The sequence below is a fragment of the Streptomyces sp. NPDC048636 genome (assembly GCF_040650655.1).
Taxonomy (GTDB): Bacteria; Actinomycetota; Actinomycetes; order Streptomycetales; family Streptomycetaceae; genus Streptomyces.
Genome location: NZ_JBEZHR010000006.1, coordinates 288,716 through 302,895, shown reverse-complemented (window position 1 = coordinate 302,895; position 14,180 = coordinate 288,716). Strand labels below are relative to the sequence as shown.

Below are 14,180 nucleotides of genomic sequence, written 5' to 3'. Positions count from 1 at the left end.
TGGACGCTCACGTATGCGGGTGAGCTTGTCAGCCATGGCTCGTCTCGCCGCACCGCGCTTGGCTGGAGGCATGATGAACCACCACACCCTCCAGACCCCCGTACTGATCGCCGCCACCATCGCCACCGGGCTGAGCGCGGGCCTGTTCTACGGATACGCCTGCTCCGTGATGCCCGGCCTGGCACAGGCGGAGGACCGCACCTTCATCGACGCGATGCAGCGCATCAATGTGGCCATCCTCAACGGCTGGTTCGCCCTGATCTTCGCCGGGGCAATGTTGCTGTGCGTCCTGGCCGGGGCACTGCATCTGCGGGGCGACGGACGGCCTGCCCTGTTGTGGATCGTTGGCGCGGTCGTGCTGTATCTGGTGATGCTGGTCATCACCTTCCGGGTCAACGTGCCTCTGAACGACGCGCTCGCCGACGCCGGTCACCCCGACCGGATCGCCGACCTGGCGACGGTGCGCGATAAGTTCGAGGCACGGTGGGTGCGCTGGAACATCGTCCGCGCGGCCACCTCGACCGTCGCGTTCTCTCTGCTCGTCTGCGGCCTGGTCGCGAGCGCCCGCGGGACCACACGCGGCGGGGTCTGACCCCAGTCTCCTCGCGGTGTTCGCGCATCCGGACGACGAGTCCCAGACGGCGGGAGGCGCTCATGTGGGGTGACCGGTGCCCCGGTCGGTGAAGGCCCCGCCCGTACCGAAGGCCAGGTCGGCGAAGCGTTCGCCGATGCGGCGGTGGGTGGTGGCGTCGGGGTGGAGTTGGTCGGGCAGTGGCAGTTCGCCGAAGTCCGCCTGGCCGTAGAGCTCACGACCGTCCAGGTAGTGGAGACCGGGCTCCTCCGCCCGGCGCTGTTTCACGATCCGGGCCAGCTCGTCCCGGATGACCCCGAGGGTCAGTTTTCCGTTCGCTCGCTCCGCCGGATCACCCGCGGCCCGGAATCGGAGCTCTCCGGTGCTGAGCGCGCCGGGGTCGGGGACGCTGGGGCCCGGGGTGTCCTCGTGGATGGGGCACAGGATGGGCGAGATCACCAGCAACGGGGTGGTGGGGTGGCCCTCACGGATGGTGTCGAGGAAGCCATGGACGGCGGGGGTGAAGGCGCGCAGACGCATCAGGTCGGTGTTGACCAGATTGATGCCGATCTTGAGGCTGATCAGATCGGCGGGGGTGTCGCGCAGGGCGCGGGCGGTGAACGGGTCGAGCAGGGCGCTGCCGCCCAGGCCCAGATTGATGAGTTCCACACCGCCGAGGGTGGCGGCGAGCGCGGGCCAGGTGGTGGTGGGGCTCGCGGCGTCGGAGCCGTGGCTGATCGAACTTCCGTGGTGCAGCCACACTTCGCGCCCCCGGGAGGGTGTGGGCTCGATGGGGGCGTCGGTGCGCAGGGCGACGAGTTCGGTGGTCTCGTTGTGCGGCAGCCAGATCTCGACATCTTTCACACCGTCGGGAAGGCCGGTGAAGCGGAGGGTGCCGGGTGGGCCGGACCGGCGGGTGGCCGCTCCCGAGGCCATGTCGAGGGTCAGGGTGTTGCCGCCGGTCACGCTCGCCTGGTCGGTCAGACGGCCGTCGACAAGCAGGTCGTACACCCCGTCGGGGCGTGGCGGGGCGCCCGTGTACACGCGCTTGGTGGGCAATGTGTCCAGTTCGACGGCGGTGGCCCGGGTCCGGAAGGCCAGTCGTACGCCGGCGGGCTGGGCCTCCGCCATGGCGAGTTGGGCGTCGTCGCACTGGGCGCGGGCCCTGGCGGGCAGCCGGTGCGGCAGTACTCCGTGCGCGGTGTGTTCCAGGTCGAGGGCCCCGCGCAGGATGTCCGCGGTGATGGGTGTGCTGATCCAGTCGTGCTCGGAGGTGTGCGTCATCCCAGCCTGCCGTTCCGTGGGTTCGGGGTACGCCGTCGCGCCGCGATACGCCGCGTGGTCACCGTTCGGGCCAGTTCCGCAGCAGTGCGTCGAGCGCGTCCAGGATCCGTGTCCAGGTTTCCTGGGTGTCGGGGGCGCTGTGGCTGAACCCTCCGCCCATCTCCAGGCTGACGTACCCGTGGAAGACACTGCCCAGCAACCGGACCGCATGGGTCTGGTCCGGTTCGGTCAGGTGATAGCCGCGCAGGATCGCGCGGGTCATCTGTGCGTGTCTGCCACCGGCGCTGGCGGCGGCCGCTTCCGGGTCCAGCCTGAGCTGGGCCGCGGCGTAGCGGCCGGGGTGCTCGCGGGCGTAGTCGCGGTAGACGTTCGCCAGGGCGATCAGGGCGTCCTTGGCGGCCCGTCCGGCCAGGGCGTCGGCGGCCCGGTCGGCGAGTTCCTCCAGGGCGAGCAGGGCGATCCTGGTCTTGAGGTCCTGGGAGTTCTTCACATGTGAGTAGAGGCTCGCGACCTTGACGTCGAACCGTCTGGCCAGCTCGGAGACGGTCACCTGGTCGAAGCCGACCTCGTCGGCCAGCTCCGCACCGGCCCGGGTCAGCCGTTCCGCGTTCAGCCCCGCGTATGCCATGTCGCTCCTTCCGCCCTGACAGAACCGATTATGCAGTTGCCTAAGGGTTTTAGGCAAAATAGCCTGCCGTTATGGAACCCCTGACTGAGCAAGAGATCCGTGCCGCGTTCGTGAACTGCACGAAGGGCGAGGCGAAGCGGCTGTCCGTGCCGCGTGACCTGGCGGACCGGCAGTGGGACGATCTGGACTTCCTCGGCTGGCGTGACCCTCAGGCCCCCGACCGCGCCTACCTGGTCACCGTGGTGGACGACCGTCCCCGGGCCGTCGCGCTGCGCTCCCCCGGCACCGCGCCTTCGCAGCGGCGGCGCGGCATGTGCTCGATGTGCCTGACCTCCCACACCGGCGGTGTCTCCTTGATGGTCGCGCCAAAGGCGGGAAAGGCCAGACAGCAGGGCCACTCGGTCGGCACCTACATATGCGGCGACCTCGCGTGCTCGCTGTATGTGCGGGGGAAGAAGGACGCGGGCGTCGGTTCGCGGCCGCAGGAATCGCTCACCCTGGAGGAGAAGATCGAGCGAATGGTGGCGAACGTCGCCGCGTTCATGGCGAAGGTGACCGATGTGCCGACGACCCTGCGATCCGGGAGCTGATCACCCTGACCCGCACACCGATGCCGTCCCTCGTCCCGCTCCGGTTCTCCCCGAGCGAGATGACCGAGGTGGCCGACCTCTATGCGAGCAATCCGGAGTACTGCCGGGCCGCGGGTGAGTACGACCCCGAGTGTGTTCCCGTCGACCGGCTCGAGGACGACCTGCGCCAGGAAGCCGCCACCGACGGCTGCGAGGTGCTGTTGGCACGCGACGCCCACGGGGAGCTCATCGGTCTCCTCTGTCTGCTCGATCGCCACCCCGTCGACGGTCTCCCGTGGATCGGCCTGCTGATGGTGCACGGCCGACTGCACCGCCGGGGCGTGGGCCGGCAGCTCGCCGCCATCGTGGAAGACCGCTTCCGGCAGCGGCGCCACAACGGCGTCCGGCTCGCCGTTCTGGAGAACACCACATGGGCCCTCACCTTCTGGGAGTCTCTTGGCTGGCAGGAGATCGACCGTCGCACCGACAACCAGCACGGCCGCCCTTGTGTGGTGATGCACAAAAAACTGGCCGGGTGACCTGCCGCCACGCGCGGTCGAAGGATGTCCTGATGGTTTCGGACATCAGTGCAGCCACTCCTCCGGGAACCTCTTCCCACCCGTACTCCGGTGTGCCGACCATAAAATGACCCTCGGAGCATGTCATCGAATTCCGGCGAAACGAGAGGGAGTTGCGTCGCCATGGCTCAGCAGACAGACGCGACGGAGGAGCTTCTTTCCTATGTCAGGGACGTGTCCCTGCGGGACGACGACGTGCTGAGAGAGCTGCGGGAGGAGACCGCACAGCTCCCCGGCGGCACGGCGATGCAAGTCATGGCGGAGGAAGGGCAGTTGCTCGCCCTCCTGGTGCGGCTGACCGGTGCCCGGCGGGTGCTGGAGATCGGGACGTTCACCGGGTACAGCACGCTGTGCATGGCGCGCGCCGTACCCGCCGATGGACAGGTGGTGACCTGCGACATCACGGACCGGTGGCCGGCGGTCGGGGCCGAGTACTGGAAGCGGGACGGGGTGGCGGGGCGGATCGACCTACGGGTCGGGGACGCGGTGGACACCCTGGACGCGCTCCTGGCCGAACGCGGCTCCCGGACATTCGACTTCGTGTTCATCGACGCCGACAAGGCCGGCTATCCGGTGTACTACGAGAAGGCGCTCGAACTGACCCGCTCCGGCGGGCTGCTGGTGATCGACAATACGCTCTTCTTCGGCCGGGTCGCCGATCCTCGGGCGGACGACCCGGATACCGCGGCCGTACGGGAACTCAACGGCAGACTCTCCGGCGACGAGCGGGTGGACCTTTCTCTCCTGACGATGGCCGACGGCATCACCCTCGCCCGTAAACGCTGAATTCCGGGCGGGGACGGACAGGCCGGGAGCCCGGTACGCGGCCGGAGGCGTACCGGGCTCCCGGCTGGCTCAGACCCGGCCGGGGACGGCTTCCCCCCTTCCCGCCGCCAGGGCCACGGCGGTGACACGTATGGTCGCGGAGGCCGGGCGTGGCTCGGGGCGCAGATGGAGCCGCTGGAGGTCGGTGGGGGTGGCCGTGTGCGAGAGGGCGTCCGCGCATCCGCACGGATCCTCCTCGAACCCGGCGAACCGGTAGGCGATCTCCATCATCCTGTTGCGATCGGTGGGCTTGAAGTCGGCCACCAGATGGACGTCCGCGCCGGCCGCCTGGTCGGTGAGCCAGTTCAGCACGGTGGCCCCGACACCGAAGGACACCACCCGGCAGGAGGTGGCGAGGAGTTTGAGGTGCCAGACAGCGGGATGGCGTTCGAGGAGCAGCACACCGACGGCGCCATGAGGTCCGAAGCGGTCGGTGAGCGTGACCACCAGCACCTCGTGGGCGTCGTCGGTGAGCAGCCGCCGTAGATCCGCGTCCCCGTAGTGCACTCCGGTGGCGTTCATCTGGCTGGTGCGCAGGGTGAGTTCTTCGACGCGGGACAGCTCCTCGTCGGTGGCGCGGCCGATGCGCAGATCGAGTGCGAGTGTCCGCAGGAAGTCCTCGTCCGGGCCGGTGGCCTCGGCGCGCGCCGCCTCGCGCCGAAAGCCCGCCCGGTACATCTCGCGCCGCCGCCGGGAGTCCACCGTCCGCAGGGCGGGGCTGAACTCCGGCAGCCCCGGCAACTCCGCCACCGACTCCGCCGGATAGCAGCGCACCTCGGGCAGGTGGTGGGTGACTTCGGCGCGCTCGGCGGGCTGGTCGTCGATGAAGGCGACGGTGGTGAGCGCGAAGTTCAGGGTGTCGGCGATCCGCCGGACGGCCTCCGACTTGGGGCCCCAGCCGATCTCCGGCAGTACGAAGTACTCGGCGACCCCTAGTTTCTCCAGCCGTGCCCAGGCCATGTCGTGGTCGTTCTTGCTGGCGATCGACTGGAGGACGCCGCGCGCGTCGAGTTCGGCGATGATCTCCCGTACCGCGTCGGGCAGGACCACCTCACCGTCCTCGAGGAGGGTGCCCTGCCACAGGGTGTTGTCCAGGTCCCACACCAGGCACTTGACCACGGTAGTGGGATCGGGGGTGCGGTTCACTCCGGTTCCCTTCACGCGGCGCTGCCGAGTACGTGCCGCGCCAGCATGAGCTGGCAGATCTCATTGCTGCCTTCGATGATTTCCATCAGCTTGGCGTCCCGGTACGCGCGGGCCACGAGGTGGGAGTCGGCGGCTCCGGCGGAGGCGAGGACCTGCACGGCGGTGGCCGCGCCACGGGCGGCGTTGCCCGCGCTGATGTGTTTGGCCAGCACGGTGGCCATGACCTGGTCCGGTGACCCCTCGTCCCAGCAGCGTGCGGCGTGCTCGCAGACGCGGGTGGCGGTCTGTTCTGCGACGAGGAGTTCGGCGAGGTGGCGGGCGACGAGCTGGTGCTCCCCGAGCGGAACACCGAACTGCTCGCGCGCGGCGGCATGCCGGGCGGCGGCGGTGAGACAGCCGCGCAGGATGCCCACACTCCCCCAGGCCACCGACATCCGCCCGTAGGCGAGGGCGGTGGTGACCAGCAGCGGTAGGGGAAGTGCCGTACCGCCGAGCACATGGGTCAGCGGCACCCGCACCTCGTCGAGGCTGATGTGGGCGTGGCCCGCCGCCCGGCAGCCGAGTGGTTCGGGGACACGTTCGACGCCGACCCCACGAGTGGCGGAGGGGACGACGACGGCCACGGCCCCGCCCTCCTGCCCCTCAGGATCCCCCTCCTCCTCGAACATGCCGAACAGCACCAGCAGATCGGCGTAGTGGGCGGCGGTCACCCAGACCTTGTGGCCGTCGAGGACCACCGTGTCGCCCTCGCGCCGGACCCGGGTGGACATGGCGGCCAGGTCACTTCCGGCGCCGCGTTCGCTGAACCCGACGGCCGCCAGTTCACCACCGGTCAGCAACGGCAGGAAGACGGAGCGCTGTTCGGCGGTGCCGAAGCGCTCGACGGTCCAGGCGGCCATGCCCTGGGAGGTCATCACGCTCCGCAGGGAGCTGCACAGACCTCCGACATGTGCGGTGTACGCGCCGTTGGACGCGCTGTTGAGCCCCCACCCCCCGTAGCCGACCGGGACCTGTGCGCACAGCCGCCCGTCGGAGCCCAGCTTGCGCAACAGGTCCACCGGCAACAGTCCGGTGCGGTCCCATTCCTCGGCGTCGTCCGCGATCAGCCCGGTGACTTCGGTGGTGGCGAAGGAGAGCGGATCAGTCACCGGTTCCTCCGGCCCCCGCCTGGAGACGGTGGACCAGCTCGGTCATCGACACCACCGTGCGGAAGTTGTCGAGCCGCAGGTCCTTTCCGCGGATCGCGACGCCGAAGGACTTCTCCAGGTGCACCACGAGTTCCATGGCGAACAGGGAGGACTGGCCACCCGAGGCGAAGAGGTCCGTCTCGGGCTTCCAGGTGCGCTTGGTGCGCGTGTGCAGGAAGCGCAGGATGTCCTTCTGCACATCCTTGTCCACGGCCGAAGTGGTCCCGGTGGTGGTATGCCCCTGGGTGTTGGTGTCCATCAGTTCTCCTCCTGGTAGTCGTAGAAGCCACGGCCGGACTTGCGGCCGAGTTCCCCGTCCCGGACCTTGCCGAGCAGCAGGTCGCAGGGGCGGCATCCGTCGTCTCCGGTGCGCTGGTGCAGTACGCGGAGCGAGTCGACGAGGTTGTCGATGCCGATCAGGTCGGCGGTGCGCAGCGGGCCGGTGGGGTGGCCGAGACAGCCCTCCATGAGCGCGTCCACGGCTTCGGCGGTGGCGGTGCCCTCCTGTACCACCCTGGCCGCGTCATTGATCATCGGGTGCAGCACACGGCTGGTGACGAAGCCGGGTGCGTCCCGGACGACCACCTGTCGCCGGTCGAGCGCGCTGAGCAGCGCACCGGCCGCCACCATGGTGGCCGTACTGGTCCTGGCCCCCTGGATGACCTCCACGGTCGGGATGAGGTACGGGGGGTTCATGAAGTGGGTGCCGATGACGTCCTCGGGGCGTTCCGCGTAGCCCGCGAGCTCGTCGATGGGGATCGACGAGGTGTTGGAGATCAGCGGGGTGCCGGGGCGGACGCGGGCCGAGACCTCGGCGAGGGCCTTTGCCTTGAGGGCGGTGTCCTCGGTGATGGCCTCGATGACGGCGGTGACCCCGGCGACGGCAGCGGTCCCGGTCGCGGTCTCCAGGCCACCGGTGGGAGTGTCCGGCGGCAGGGTGTCCATCAGCTGGGCGATGCGCAGTTCGTGGTCGATGGCGTCGCCCGCCCGGTCGAGCTTGGCCCGGTCGGTCTCGATGAGCAGCACCGGCAGTCCGTGGCCGAGGGCGAGGGCGGTGATGCCCACTCCCATCACTCCGGCGCCGAGCACGGCGATCCGCTGGGCGTGCGGCGGATGGGCTTCAGGGGCTGGCTCTGCTGTCATGCGCCTCTCCTGGGTTGGTGCGGTGTGGTGGCCGGGGTGTGGTCAGCCGCGGGCCGTGGTGTCGGCAGGCCGACCGAGAACGGTGGTGAGCCAGTCGTGGATGGCCCGTGCGGTGGTGGCGACATGCTGTTCCATCAGGCTGAAGTGGTCGCCGGGCACATCCACGACGGCGTGGGCGGTGGGCCAGGACGCGCGCCACTCCCCCGCTCCGGGGTCCGGGCAGCCCAGTGGTTCGGTCGCGCGGACCAGCAGGGTGGGTGCCTGGACGACGGGAAGTGTCCAGTCGTCCAGGATCCGGAAGTAGCGGCCCATGGCGGTGAGCCGGGTGTCGTCCATGGGCGCGGCCCGGTCCTCGCGCGCGAACATGCCGCCGATCAGTACATCGTTGAACTGGGTGATCCCTTCGTTGTGGGACAGATAGGTGTCGATGAGGACCACCGCGGCCGGTCCGGCGCCGAGTTCCTCGAGCCGGGCGGCCACACCGTGTGCCAGCGTGCCTCCCGAGGAGGAACCGGTCAGGACCAGCGGCCGGTCCCCCACCGCCTCCAGCAGGGTCCGGGCCTGGAAGTCCAGCAGCGCCGCCATATCCGCGGGCACCGGCTCACCCGGCAGGAATCCGGGGGCCGCCAGGGCGCTGACGCCGAAGTGGTCGCGGAAGTGCGAGGCGAAGCGCGCGTACTGGTGGGCGCCGCCGAGCGCCACCACGGAGCCGAGGCACACCACCTGCGGGGCGGTGTCGTGCGGACACAGCCGCAACAGCCGGGGGCGGGCCCGTGCGGTCAGCAACTCGGCTCCGCTGCGGATGTCGGGGCGCAGGGCCGAGGCGTTCTTGAGCAGTGCGAGACCGTCGTCGGTCCGGCCCAGTTCGCACGCCTGCCGGAACAGGGTGGCCACCGGCCCCGTCGCCACGGATTCCGCGGTCCGCCGAGCGGGCTCCGCGTCGCCGGGTGTGCCGTCCGCGGCCAGCTGGGTGTGCAGCAGTGCGGCGAGCCGGGCCGGGGTGCCGCTGTCGAGGACACTCGTCGGCCGCAGCCGCAGTCCGGTGCGGGCGGCGAGCCGGTTGCGCAGTTCCACGGCGGTCAGCGAGTCGAAGCCGATCGAGAGGAACGCGGCATCGCCGTCCAGGGCGTCCGCTCCGGTGTGCCCGAGCACCTCGGCCGCCTCCGTGAGGACGAGTTCGCGAAGGATCCGCGGGTGTTCCTCCGCCGCGCACACCGCGAGCCGCTGTCGCAGCGCACCGGTGTCCGCCGCCGCCCTGGTTCGGCTCGGCGTCCGGACCAGGGAACGCAGCAGCGGGGGCACCTCGCTGCCGCGGTAGGCGGCGAGATCGAGGTGGACGGGTACCAGGACGGGCTCGTCGGTGGTGAGTGCGGCGTCGAACAGCGCGAGACCCTCCTCGTCGGACAGGCCGTGCACACCGCTGCGGGCCATCCGGCGCAGATCGGTGCCGGAGAGCTCGGCGGTGAGTCCGCCGCGCCGCTCCCACAGACCCCAGGCCAGGGAGGTGGCGGGCAGCCCCTGGCGGTGGCGGGCCGTCATGAGGGCGTCGAGGGAGGCGTTGGCGGCGGCATAGCTGGCCTGCCCGGCACTGCCGAGGACGCCCGCGGCCGAGGAGTAGACGACGAACGCCGTCAGCTCCGACCGGCGGGTCAGCTCGTGCAGATGCCAGGCTCCGTCGGTCTTCGGCCGCAGTACGGCGCTCATCCGCTCGGGTGTCCGGGACTCCAGCAGTCCGTCGTCGAGGACGCCCGCGGTGTGGATGACGGCGCGCAGTGGATGCCGGGCGGGGATGTCCGCCAGAACCGCCGCCAGGGCGTGGCGGTCCGCCACATCGCAGGCGGTGGCGGTGACGCGGGCACCCGCCGCGGTGAGTTCCGCCATCAGCTCGCCGGTGGCCGGTGCGTCGGTGCCACGGCGGCTGATGAGCAGCAGATGGCGTACGCCGTGCCGGGCGACCAGATGCCGGGCGGTGGCCCCGGCCAGGACACCACCCGCACCGGTGATCAGTACGGTGCCCTCCGGGTCGAACCGTGTGGTTCTTGGTTCCGTGGTGGTGGCGGGAGGTCCTGGCTGTCGCCGGGTGAGGCGCGGGGCGGACAGGATGCCCTTCCGCAGGGCGAGTTGGGGTTCTCCGGTGGCGAGCGCACCCGGCAGGACGGCGGCCGTCGCCGTCGGGTCGTCCGTGTCGAGCAGGACGAACCGGCCGGGGTGTTCGAGCTGGGCGGAGCGCAGCAGACCCCATACGGCGGCACCCGCGAGGTCCACCGGTTCGTCCTGGTGGGAGCCGGTGGCGCCACGAGTGAGCACAACGAGCGGCACCGTGGCGGTGACGGTGTCCGAGAGCCAGCCCCGGATCCGTTCCAGGACGGCGGCGGCGGTGGTGTGGACGGCTTCGGGACCGTCCATCCCGGTCGGCGGGCAGGGCAGCAGCGCGGCGACGGAACCGGTGGGCCTCTCATCGGTACTGTCCGGGGCGGGTGCGGCGAAGCCGTCGGGCAGCAGCCGTGTGTCAGGGTCCCCGAGTAGCATCCAGCGGCGCGAAGCCGCGGTGGGTGGGGCGATCGGGGACCAGGTCAGCCGGTAGAGGAAGCGGTCGGTGGACGGTGTCCCCGCGAAGGAGGCCGTACGCGTCGTCAACGACCCGATACGCGCGACGGGTTGACCATCCTCGTCGGTGACGCTGACGGCCACCGCGTCCGCCGCGTCGGGGCGCAGTGTCACCCGCAGAGTGCGACCGGGCGTGGCGGCCAGGTCCACATCCTGCCAGGAGAACGGCAGCGGAGGGTGCTCGGCCCGCTGGCCGGGAGCCGCGGTGCGGAGACCTACCGCTTGCAGTGCGGCGTCCAGCAGTGCGGGATGGACGGCGAACCCGGCCGTCCGCGCGTCGGTTACGGAGTCGGGCAGGGCGGCCTCGGCGAAGATCTCCTCCCCTCTGCGCCAGGCGGAGCGCAGGCCCTGGAAGGCCGGGCCGTACTCGATGCCCTGGGAGTCCAGGGCCGTGTACAGGTCCTCGACGCTCAGCGCGGTGGCCCCGGCCGGGGGCCATACGGTGTCCGGCGCGGGCGACTTTGGGTGGCCGGGGACGAGGTGGCCGGTCGCGTGGGGTGTCCAGGGGTCTCCCACCGCGGCGGACACCGGGCGTGAGTGGAAGGACAGGCCACGGCGGCCGGCCGCGTCGGCCACGGAGACGGTGAGCCGCAGGTGGACACCGTCTTCCGTGGTGTCGTCGGGGAGGACCAGCGGTGCGGCGAGGGTGAGTTCCTCGATCCGCGCGCAGTCCAGGCGGTGTCCCACGTGAGCCGCCATCTCGACGAAGGCCACACCGGGGAGCAGCACCGCTCCCAGGACGGTGTGGTCGGCGAGCCAGGGATGGGTGGTGGCCGAGATCCTGCCGGTGAAGACGGTGCCGCCGTCGTCCGGCAGCTCGACCGCCGCTCCGAGCAGGGGGTGTCCGGTCGCGAACTGCCCGGTGGCGGCGGGGTCGCCGCCCCGCGGATCCGCGTCGAGCCAGTACCGCTGCCGCTGGAAGGCGTACGTGGGCAGCGCGACTCGACGGGCGCCGCTCCTCCCGAAGGCGGGTCGCCAGTCGACGGGCAGCCCGGCGGTGTACGCCTCGGCGAGGGACAGCAGCATCCGCCGCGGACCTCCGTGGTCACGGCGCAGGGTGCCGATCACCACGGTGTCCTCGGCCCCCGCCTCAGCGGCGGTGTCGGCGATCCCCCAGGTGAGGGTGGGATGCGGGCTGACCTCGAGAAAGGTGCGGTGGCCCGCGTCGAGGAGACGCCGTACGGCCGTGTGCAGGCGGACGGGTTCGCGCAGATTGCGGTACCAGTAGGCGGCGTCCAGTGTGCTGGTGTCACACCAGGTGGCGTCGACGGTCGAGAAGTACGGCACCGCGGACCGGACCGGGATGACACCCGCCAGTGAGGTCAGCAGGGTCTCCCGGACCTCCTCGACCTGCGCGGAGTGCGAGGCGTAGTCGACGGGCATCACACGAGCCGCCACTTCCTCGCCGGCCAGTCGCCGCACGATGCCTTCGATGGCCTCGGCGTCCCCCGCGAGCACCGTGGCCGACGGCCCGTTGACCGCGGCCACCGACAACCGGTCACCCCACGGCTCCAGATGCGGACCCAGTTCAGCGGCCGACAACTGGACCGACGCCATCCCGCCACGCCCGGTGAGCACGGCCAGTGCACCGCTCCGTCGGGCCACCACCATCGCCGCGTCCGCCAGAGTGAGTGCCCCGGCCACACACGCCGCCGCGATCTCCCCTTGGGAATGGCCCACCACCGCATCCGGCTCGACACCGTAGGAACGCCACAGCTCCGCCAGCGACACCATCACCGCGAACAGCACCGGCTGCACCACATCCACCCGGTCCAGCGACGGCGCCCCCTCGACACCGCGCAACACAGCCACCGGCGACCAGTCCACATGAGGCGACAGCGCACGCTCGCACTCCGCCATCCGCGCAGCGAACACCGGTGCGGAGTCCAGCAGTTCCACCGCCATCCCCGCCCACTGCGATCCCTGCCCGGGAAAGACGAACACCGCTTTGCGGCCGCCGCGCGGGGCGGTGCCGCACGCGCCGTCCGCGGGTGTCTCACCGTTCGCCACCGCGGCCAGGGCGTCGAGCAGTTCGGCCTGGGAGGTGCCCACCACCACGGCGCGGTCGGCGAACCCGGACCGGCCGGTGACCAAGGACAGCCCGATGTCGACGGGGCGGGGCCGCGGGTCCGCGGCCACATGTGCGTGCAGTGCGGCGGCCTGGGCGCGCAGCGCCTCCGGGCCCCTTGCGCACAACGGCCAGACGACTGGCCCGTGGTGCTCCTCGGACGGCATGTCGTCCTCGGACTCCTGGTCCGGGGCGGCCTCCAGGACGAGGTGGGCATTGGTGCCGCTGGCCCCGAAGGAGGACACTCCGGCGCGGCGCGGTCTGCCGGTGTCGGGCCACGGTGTGGCGCCGGTGAGCAGCCGTACGGCGCCCTCGTCCCAGTCCACCTGTGGTGTGGGCCGGTCGATGTGCAGGGTGCGGGGCAGCAGTCCGTGGCGCATCGCCAGGACCATCTTGATAACACCGCCGACACCCGCGGCGGCCTGGGTGTGGGTGAGGTTGGACTTGAGCGAGCCCACCAGCAGCGGATGGTCCGCGGACCGGTCCGCGCCGTAGGTGGCGAGGAGCGCCTGGGCCTCGATCGGATCGCCGAGCACGGTGCCGGTCCCGTGCGCCTCGACGGCGTCGATCTCGGCGGGCGACAGCTGGGCGCTGTCCAGGGCCTGGCGGATGACCCGTTGCTGTGCGGGGCCGTTGGGAGCCGTCAGACCGTTGCTCGCACCGTCCTGGTTGACGGCCGAGCCCCGGGCCACCGCGAGGACGGGATGGCCGTGGCGCCGCGCGTCGGACAGTCGCTCCAGCAGCAGCATGCCGACGCCCTCGCCGAAGCCCGCGCCGTCGGCGGCGGCGGAGAAGGACTTGCTGCGCCCGTCCGGTGCGAGACCGCGCTGCCGGCTGAAGCCCACGTACAGGCCCGGGGTGGCCATCACGGTCACGCCACCGGCCAGCGCCAGATCGGTGTCGCCCGCGCGGAGCGCCTGGCAGGCCAGGTGGATGGCGACGAGGGACGAGGAACAGGCGGTGTCCAGGGTGATCGCGGGCCCCTCCAGGCCCAGTGCGTAGGCGACACGTCCGGAGACGACGCTGGAGATGCTGCCGGTCCCCAGGAAGCCTTCGAGTTCATCGGGGACACGGGTGAGGCGGGAGCCGTATTCGCTGTAGATGACGCCCGCGTAGACACCCGTTCGGCTTCCTTTGAGGGTCAGCGGGTCGATTCCGGCCCGTTCGACCGCCTCCCAGCAGGTCTCCAGGAGCAGCCGCTGCTGGGGGTCCATGGCGAGGGCCTCGCGGGGCGAGATCCCGAAGAACGCGGCGTCGAACGCACAGGCGTCATGGAGGAATCCGCCTTCGCGGGTGTACGAGGTGCCCGGTGCGTCGGGGTCGGTGTCATAGACACCGTCGAGATCCCAGCCACGGTCGGCCGGGAAACCGGTGACCGCGTCCCGCTCCTTGACCAGGAGCTCCCACAGCTCCTCCGGGGTGCGTACCCCGCCCGGGAAGCGGCAGCTCATCCCGACGACGGCCACCGGTTCCCGGGGCTCCTCGGCGAGCCTGCGGTTCTCCCGGCGCAGCCGCTGGTTGTCGAGGAGCGAGGCGCGCAGGGCCTCGACCACCTGGTCCGTGGTCATGTTCGT

At 71.1% G+C, this 14,180-nt stretch carries 11 protein-coding genes; 4 read left to right on the top strand and 7 right to left on the bottom strand.

Features of this window, described 5'->3' with window-relative positions; translation table 11 throughout:
* The first annotated feature begins 70 nt into the window (after nucleotides 1-70).
* Entirely contained in the window at nucleotides 71-592 is a 522-nt protein-coding gene (locus AB0C66_RS19080) for an anthrone oxygenase family protein (RefSeq protein ID WP_362439447.1), read from the top strand.
* 60 nt (nucleotides 593-652) lie between these two features.
* On the opposite strand, the gene AB0C66_RS19075 is transcribed toward AB0C66_RS19080, so the two are convergent.
* A complete protein-coding gene (locus AB0C66_RS19075) occupies nucleotides 653-1,855 on the bottom strand; it encodes a GDSL-type esterase/lipase family protein (protein WP_362439444.1) in 1,203 nt (400 codons plus the stop codon).
* A gap of 58 nt (nucleotides 1,856-1,913) precedes the next feature.
* Entirely contained in the window at nucleotides 1,914-2,483 is a 570-nt protein-coding gene (locus tag AB0C66_RS19070) for a WHG domain-containing protein (protein ID WP_362439442.1), read from the bottom strand.
* Between the two features lie 71 nt (nucleotides 2,484-2,554).
* On the opposite strand from AB0C66_RS19070, the gene AB0C66_RS19065 reads away from it, so the two are divergent.
* The 3 genes from AB0C66_RS19065 to AB0C66_RS19055 all read left to right on the top strand — a co-directional run bounded on the left by AB0C66_RS19065 (nucleotide 2,555) and on the right by AB0C66_RS19055 (nucleotide 4,416).
* Nucleotides 2,555-3,073 (top strand): FBP domain-containing protein, encoded by a 519-nt coding sequence (locus tag AB0C66_RS19065; RefSeq protein WP_362439439.1) that lies wholly within the window; start codon nucleotides 2,555-2,557, stop codon nucleotides 3,071-3,073.
* A 20-nt stretch (nucleotides 3,074-3,093) separates the two neighbouring features.
* Nucleotides 3,094-3,591 carry a GNAT family N-acetyltransferase gene (locus AB0C66_RS19060; RefSeq protein ID WP_362439436.1) on the top strand — a complete coding sequence of 166 codons (498 nt, stop codon included), beginning with the start codon at nucleotides 3,094-3,096 and terminating at the stop codon, nucleotides 3,589-3,591.
* A 162-nt stretch (nucleotides 3,592-3,753) separates the two neighbouring features.
* Complete coding sequence (locus AB0C66_RS19055) at nucleotides 3,754-4,416, top strand: class I SAM-dependent methyltransferase (protein ID WP_362439433.1); 663 nt, start codon at nucleotides 3,754-3,756, stop codon at nucleotides 4,414-4,416.
* Between the two features lie 69 nt (nucleotides 4,417-4,485).
* Here the strand turns inward: AB0C66_RS19055 and AB0C66_RS19050 are convergent, their stop codons facing one another.
* Genes AB0C66_RS19050 through AB0C66_RS19030 form a run of 5 tightly spaced genes read right to left on the bottom strand, consistent with a single transcriptional unit; the run spans nucleotide 4,486 to nucleotide 14,174 of the window.
* Nucleotides 4,486-5,601, bottom strand: a complete 1,116-nt coding sequence (locus AB0C66_RS19050; RefSeq protein ID WP_362439430.1) for an HAD-IIIC family phosphatase — start codon at nucleotides 5,599-5,601, stop codon at nucleotides 4,486-4,488.
* 11 nt (nucleotides 5,602-5,612) lie between these two features.
* The gene (locus AB0C66_RS19045; RefSeq protein WP_362439427.1) at nucleotides 5,613-6,749 is read right to left on the bottom strand and encodes an acyl-CoA dehydrogenase family protein; all 1,137 of its coding nucleotides are present in this window, start codon (nucleotides 6,747-6,749) and stop codon (nucleotides 5,613-5,615) included.
* Entirely contained in the window at nucleotides 6,742-7,047 is a 306-nt protein-coding gene (locus AB0C66_RS19040; RefSeq protein WP_362439424.1) for an acyl carrier protein, read from the bottom strand. Before AB0C66_RS19040 ends, AB0C66_RS19045 begins: the two co-directional genes overlap by 8 nt.
* Nucleotides 7,047-7,931: a 3-hydroxyacyl-CoA dehydrogenase family protein gene (locus AB0C66_RS19035; RefSeq protein WP_362439421.1), complete on the bottom strand. Its 885-nt coding sequence runs from the start codon at nucleotides 7,929-7,931 to the stop codon at nucleotides 7,047-7,049. The genes AB0C66_RS19040 and AB0C66_RS19035 overlap by 1 nt, the downstream gene beginning before the upstream one ends.
* A gap of 42 nt (nucleotides 7,932-7,973) precedes the next feature.
* On the bottom strand, nucleotides 7,974-14,174 hold the full coding sequence (locus AB0C66_RS19030; RefSeq protein ID WP_362439417.1) for a type I polyketide synthase: 6,201 nt from the start codon (nucleotides 14,172-14,174) through the stop codon (nucleotides 7,974-7,976).
* Nucleotides 14,175-14,180: the final 6 nt, after the last annotated feature.

What these genes read in the sequence shown, in the direction of transcription:
- AB0C66_RS19080 (WP_362439447.1), top strand. Translation starts at nt 71, where the DNA reads ATGATGAACCACCACACCCTCCAGACCCCCGTACTGATCGCCGCCACC.
- AB0C66_RS19075 (WP_362439444.1), bottom strand. Translation starts at nt 1,855, where the DNA reads ATGACGCACACCTCCGAGCACGACTGGATCAGCACACCCATCACCGCG.
- AB0C66_RS19070 (WP_362439442.1), bottom strand. Translation starts at nt 2,483, where the DNA reads ATGGCATACGCGGGGCTGAACGCGGAACGGCTGACCCGGGCCGGTGCG.
- AB0C66_RS19065 (WP_362439439.1), top strand. Translation starts at nt 2,555, where the DNA reads ATGGAACCCCTGACTGAGCAAGAGATCCGTGCCGCGTTCGTGAACTGC.
- AB0C66_RS19060 (WP_362439436.1), top strand. Translation starts at nt 3,094, where the DNA reads ATGCCGTCCCTCGTCCCGCTCCGGTTCTCCCCGAGCGAGATGACCGAG.
- AB0C66_RS19055 (WP_362439433.1), top strand. Translation starts at nt 3,754, where the DNA reads ATGGCTCAGCAGACAGACGCGACGGAGGAGCTTCTTTCCTATGTCAGG.
- AB0C66_RS19040 (WP_362439424.1), bottom strand. Translation starts at nt 7,047, where the DNA reads ATGGACACCAACACCCAGGGGCATACCACCACCGGGACCACTTCGGCC.
- AB0C66_RS19035 (WP_362439421.1), bottom strand. Translation starts at nt 7,931, where the DNA reads ATGACAGCAGAGCCAGCCCCTGAAGCCCATCCGCCGCACGCCCAGCGG.
- AB0C66_RS19030 (WP_362439417.1), bottom strand. Translation starts at nt 14,174, where the DNA reads ATGACCACGGACCAGGTGGTCGAGGCCCTGCGCGCCTCGCTCCTCGAC.